This is a genomic window from Pseudonocardia sp. SID8383, from assembly GCF_009864975.1.
Lineage (GTDB): Bacteria > Actinomycetota > Actinomycetes > Mycobacteriales > Pseudonocardiaceae > Pseudonocardia > Pseudonocardia alni.
The window spans coordinates 1-5,538 of record NZ_WWFY01000420.1 but is presented as its reverse complement, the minus strand read 5'-3'; the positions used below and the strand labels follow the sequence as shown (position 1 = coordinate 5,538).

The following is a 5,538-nucleotide window of genomic DNA, read 5'->3' as shown; positions in this document are numbered from 1 at the left end:
AGCGCGGCGCCTGCGTCGAACACCCGTCCGGCGACGCCGGCCGGGAGCCGCCCCGCGACCCGCCAGCCCGCCGCGTACCCGGCGGCGCTCAACGCGTCGGTGGTGCGCGTCCGCAGGTCAGGCACGCGGTGCCTCGCGGGAGCTGTGCCGCACCGCCAGGATCCGCTGGCCGAGGGTCACCGCCGTCCCGATCGCCAGCACGACGAGGGTGACGGTCAGCGCCCACGGCACCCCGATGCCGGACAGGAACGCCCCGACCAGGCCGAGGATGAGCCGTTCGGCGCGTTCGACGAGGCCGCCCTCGGCGGTGAGCCCGACGGACTCGGCGCGGGCCTTGACGTACGACACGATCTGGCCACCGACCAGGGCCACCAGCGCGGCGGCACCGGCCAGGGGCTCGGCCCCGCCGTTCAGCGCCCACCAGGCGAGCCCGGCGAACAGGGCGCCGTCGACGATCCGGTCGCAGGTGGAGTCGAGCACCGCCCCGAACGGGGTGCCGTGCCCGCGGGCGCGGGCCATCGCGCCGTCGATCAGGTCGGTCAGCACGAAGAGGGTGACCAGCACCGCGCCGAGGGCCAGCAGGCCGGTCGGCAGGAACGCCAACGAGCAGGTCACGGCCCCGACGGTGCCGAGCACGGTCACGGTGTCCGGGCTGACACCACGGTCGATCAGGGCCCGCCCGACGGGGTCGGTGAGCCGGTTGACGTGCGCGCGGGCGAACAGGTTCAGCATCAGCGGCTGCGTGCTCCCGTGCAGGACGGCGGCGGTGGGGGACGCTGCCAGCGTAGTCCGATACCGGGTCCGCCCGCCGTCGGCGCGGCCGGAGTCAGCGACGTGGCGGTTCCCACGCCTGTGCCAGCTGGTCGCGGGTCTCGGCGAGCAGCTGCGGGATCACCTTCGTCTGCCCGACGACGGCGATGAAGTTCGCGTCCCCGCCCCAGCGCGGGACGACGTGCTGGTGCAGGTGCTCGGCCAGCGAGCCGCCCGCGACGTGGCCCAGGTTGAGCCCCACGTTGAACGCGTGCGGCGCCGCGATCCGCTTCATGGTCACGACGGCCTGGCGGGTGAACGCCATCAGCTCGCCCGCCTCGGAGTCGGTGAGGTCCTCCAGGTCCGCGACGTGCCGGTAGGGCAGCACCATCAGGTGCCCCGGGTTGTACGGGTGCAGGTTCAGCAGCGCGAACACCTCGTCGCCGCGCGCGACGACGAGGTTGTCCGCGTCCGGGTCCGTCGAGTCGCCCAGGGTGTCCCCCCGGGCTATCCGGCAGAACGGGCAGCCGGTGTCACCGGCGCCCTGGATGTAGGCGAGCCGGTGCGGGGTCCACAGCCGGGCGAAGCCGTCGGGCGTCCCGGTCCCCTCCTGCGGGACCCACTCCTGCTCCATGAGCCGATCCTAGGCGTCGACCCCGAAGCTCTCCGCGGTCGGCGAGGTGTTCGTGCGCGACCGCACCCACTCGATGATCGAGGTGACCGCCTGCTCGACCGGCACCGCGTTCGTCTGCGAGCCGTCGCGGAAACGGAAGCTCACCGCGCCGGCCTCGACGTCGCGACCGCCCACGAGCAGCAGGAACGGCACCTTCTGCAGCGTGTGGGTGCGGATCTTCTTCTGCATCCGGTCGTCGCCGGAGTCGACGTCGATCCGGATGCCCGCGGCGCGCAGCCGGGCGGCGATGTCGCGGACGTAGTCGTCCTGGGCCTCGGTGACCGGGATCCCCACCACCTGGACGGGGGCGAGCCACGCCGGGAAGGCACCGGCGTAGTGCTCGGTGAGCACGCCGAAGAAGCGCTCGATCGAGCCGAACAGCGCGCGGTGGATCATGACCGGTCGCTGCCGGGAGCCGTCCGAGGAGGTGTACTCCAGCTCGAAGCGGTCCGGCAGCATCAGGTCGACCTGGATGGTCGACATCTGCCAGTAGCGGCCGATCGCGTCGCGGGCCTGCACCGAGATCTTGGGCGCGTAGAACGCGGCGCCGCCCGGGTCGTCGTGCAGGGTCAGCCCGAAGCTCTCGGCGGCGTCGCGCAGCGCCTGGGTGGCCTCGGCCCACGACTCGTCGGAGCCGATCGACTTCTCCGGGTTGCGGGTCGACAGCTCCAGGTAGAAGTCGTCGAGGCCGTAGTCGCGCAGCAGGTCCAGCACGAACTGCAGCAGGCTGCGGATCTCGCCCTGCATCTGCTCACGGGTGCAGTAGATGTGCGCGTCGTCCTGGCTGAACCCGCGGGCCCGGGTCAGCCCGTGCACCACACCGGACTTCTCGTAGCGGTAGACGGTGCCGAACTCGAACAGCCGCAGCGGCAGCTCGCGGTAGGACCGTCCGCGCGAGGCGAAGATCAGGTTGTGCATCGGGCAGTTCATCGGCTTGAGGTAGTAGTCGACGGCCGGCCGCTTCAGCTCGCCGTCGGCGGTGTACTCCGCGTCGAGCTGCATGGGCGGGTACATGCCCTCGGCGTACCACTCCAGGTGCCCGGACTTCTCGAACAGCACGCCCTTGGTGGCGTGCGGGGTGTAGACGAACTCGTACCCGGCCGCGGCGTGCCGCTCGCGGGACAGGTCCTCCAGCTCCTTGCGGACGACGCCGCCCTTGGGGTGGAAGACCGGCAGGCCCGACCCGATCTCGTCGGGGAAGCTGAACAGGTCCAGCTCGCTGCCCAGGCGGCGGTGGTCGCGCCGCTCGGCCTCGGCGATGCGCTCCAGGTAGGCGTCGTGCGCCTCCTGCGACTCCCACGCGGTGCCGTAGATCCGCTGGAGCTGGGCGTTGCGCTGGTCGCCCCGCCAGTACGCGGCGGCCGAGCGGGTCAGCGAGAACGCCGGGATGAACTTGGTGGTCGGCAGGTGCGGGCCACGGCACAGGTCCGACCAGACGACGGCGCCGGTGTGGGCGTGCACGTTGTCGTAGACGGTGAGCTCGCCGGAGGAGTCGACCTCCATGACCTCCCCGCTGTCGACGGAGTCGTCCGTCGACTTCAGGTCGATCAGCTCCAGCTTGTACGGCTGGTCGGCCAGCTCGGCGCGGGCCTCGTCCTGCGAGGCGTAGCGACGGCGCTCGAAGCGCTGCCCCGCCTTCACGATCTTCTTCATCGCCGACTCGATCTTCTTCAGATCCTCGGCGGTGAAGGGGGTGTCGACGTCGAAGTCGTAGTAGAAGCCGTCGGTGACCGGCGGGCCGATGCCCAGCTTGGCCTTCGGGAACAGCTGCTGGACGGCCTGGGCGAGCACGTGCGCCGCCGAGTGCCGGATGACGCTGCGCCCCTCCTCGGTGTTCGCCGGGACCGGGACGACCTCGGCGTCGGCCTCGGGGGCCCAGGCCAGGTCGCGCAGGGCACCCTCGGCGTCGCGCACGACGACGATCGCCTCGGGACCGCTGGTCGACAGCCCGCCCTCCCGGACGCGCGCGCCGGCGGTCGTCCCGGCCGGCACCCGGATCGGGGCGGACGCGGGCGGGGCGGACGGTGCGGACACGGGGGTGCCTCCAGAGGTGGTGCGAACAGATGGACCTCCGATGCTAGTCGGGGGCCGCGAACCGGTTTCGACCGCCGGGAAGACGCCCGGCGGGTGCGGGTGTTGCAGCCGTCGTGGTCCCTCTCTCCGTGCTCGACCTGGTCCCCGTGGCCGACGGCTCGTCGGCCACCGACGCGCTGGCGCACAGCACCCGCCTGGTACGACGGGCCGAGGAGCTGGGCTTCACCCGCTACTGGGTCGCCGAGCACCACGGCATGCCCGGGATCGCCAGCTCGTCGCCGCCGGTGCTGATCGCGCACCTGGCCGGGGCGACCGAACGGATCACCGTCGGCTCGGGTGGGGTGATGCTGCCCAACCACCGCCCGCTCGTCGTCGCGGAGCAGTTCGGCACCCTCGAGGCACTGCACCCCGGCCGGATCGACCTCGGCATCGGGCGCGCCCCGGGCACCGACCCGCAGACCGCCGCCGCGCTGCGCGGGACCGGGACCGACCGGCTGCACGCCCCCGACGACTTCCCCGACCAGCTCGTGGAGCTCGCGGCCTACTTCCGTGGCGACGCCGGCGTGCTCGCCGTACCGGCCGTGGGGAACGCTCCGACCATGTGGCTGCTCGGCTCGTCGGGCTACTCGGCGAAGGTCGCCGGGATGCTCGGGCTGCCGTTCGCCTTCGCCCACCACTTCTCGGCCGCGAACACGCTGCCCGCGCTGGAGCTCTACCGCGAGCACTTCCGGCCCTCGGCGCTGCTGGCGCAGCCGTACTCGATGATCGCCGCCGCCGTGACCTGCGCCGACACCGACGAGCGCGCCCACGAGCTGGCGCTGCCCTCGGCGCTGCAGTTCCTGCACCTGCGCCTCGGCGATCCGCGCCCGCTGCCCGGCCCCGAGGAGGTCGCGGCCTTCGACTGGACCGACCCGGCCCGGGCGTTCGTCGAGCAGCGCCACGCCGACCAGGTCATCGGCTCGCCGGAGACCGTGCGCGCCGGCGTCGAGGAGCTCGTGGCCCGGACCGGGGTGGACGAGCTGATGGTGACGACCTCGACCTTCCGCGGCGAGGACCGGCTGCGCTCCTACGAGCTGCTGGCCGGCGCCGTCGGCCTGCGCCCGGCGGCCGCGGCCGCCTGGCCCGGGGCGGGTGGGGCATGATCGCCGGCGTGAACGACGCCGCCGCCCGCTTCCGGGCCGCGATCGAGGCCGGAGACCTCGACGCGGCCGTCGCTCTCTGCAGCGACGACGTCGAGTTCCGCTCGCCCGTCGTGCACCGCCCCTACCGGGGCCGGGGGGCGTTGCGCCCCATCCTGGGCGCGGTGTTCACCGTCTTCGGCGGGTTCCACTACGTCGCCGGGTACTCCGGCGACGACGGGCACGTCCTCGAGTTCGCCGCGACCGTCGGGGAGCGCGAGGTGCAGGGCGTCGACATCCTGCGCACCGACGAGGAGGGCCGGATCCGCGAGCTCACCGTGCTCGTGCGGCCGCTGTCGGCCGCGGTCGCGCTGCGCGACCGCATGGGCCCGCTGCTCTCCTGACCCGTCCCTGCAGGTCGGGGTCGGGGTTGCCGCCGCCCGTCGATCGACGACGGCCGGTCGTCCCGCCGGATGCGGCCGTCCGGCCGTCCGGCGCTGGGCCGCCCGCGCGTCGTCGCACGCAACCGGCCGTTGCTCGACGCAGTGGTCGTGCCGCCTGTGCATCCCTTCGGCCGCGGGCACGATGGTCCGCATGCCGCACCATGATCGGGCGATCCGGTCACGGAGCGCGCCATCACCCCGCTGACGTGCCGACATTCGAGTGACGTCGATCAGGTGGGCACAACGCCGCCCTCCGGTCCCTCGTTGACACAGCGAACTCGTTGACCGGGTGAGACCACGCCACCGTCCGGTTCCGCCGGCCGTCGACCAGAAGGGAGAGCCGGTTGCCCGCAGGCCCGCCCCCACCGCCGCGGTCGCGCCGCTCCCCCGAGTCCGATTCCCACGGATCGACCGGTTCCGGTCGTGCGGTCGACACCGAGGAGCGCCCGACCGGCCGGCACGGCAGCGACCAGGTCGCCCGCGCCGACTCCGGCGCTTCGGCACGGCACGGCGCCCCCGC

The 5,538-nt window shown here is 73.3% G+C and carries 5 protein-coding genes; 2 read left to right on the top strand and 3 right to left on the bottom strand.

The genetic code is table 11. The annotated features are described in order from the left end of the window. Window positions 1–117: 117 nt before the first annotated feature. The 3 genes from pgsA to thrS all read right to left on the bottom strand — a co-directional run bounded on the left by pgsA (window position 118) and on the right by thrS (window position 3,457). On the bottom strand, window positions 118–732 hold the full coding sequence (pgsA, locus tag GTW08_RS10470) for a phosphatidylinositol phosphate synthase (protein WP_073574633.1): 615 nt from the start codon (window positions 730–732) through the stop codon (window positions 118–120). 94 nt (window positions 733–826) lie between these two features. Beyond that, window positions 827–1,384 (bottom strand): HIT family protein, encoded by a 558-nt coding sequence (locus GTW08_RS10465; RefSeq protein ID WP_073574632.1) that lies wholly within the window; start codon window positions 1,382–1,384, stop codon window positions 827–829. Between the two features lie 9 nt (window positions 1,385–1,393). Next, on the bottom strand, window positions 1,394–3,457 hold the full coding sequence (gene thrS / locus GTW08_RS10460) for a threonine--tRNA ligase (RefSeq protein WP_073574631.1): 2,064 nt from the start codon (window positions 3,455–3,457) through the stop codon (window positions 1,394–1,396). Window positions 3,458–3,570: 113 nt separating this feature from the next. On the opposite strand from thrS, the gene GTW08_RS10455 reads away from it, so the two are divergent. Continuing rightward, the gene (locus GTW08_RS10455) at window positions 3,571–4,599 is read left to right on the top strand and encodes an LLM class flavin-dependent oxidoreductase (RefSeq protein WP_073574630.1); all 1,029 of its coding nucleotides are present in this window, start codon (window positions 3,571–3,573) and stop codon (window positions 4,597–4,599) included. 8 nt (window positions 4,600–4,607) lie between these two features. Then, window positions 4,608–4,979 carry a nuclear transport factor 2 family protein gene (locus GTW08_RS10450; RefSeq protein ID WP_304580058.1) on the top strand — a complete coding sequence of 124 codons (372 nt, stop codon included), beginning with the start codon at window positions 4,608–4,610 and terminating at the stop codon, window positions 4,977–4,979. Window positions 4,980–5,538: the final 559 nt, after the last annotated feature.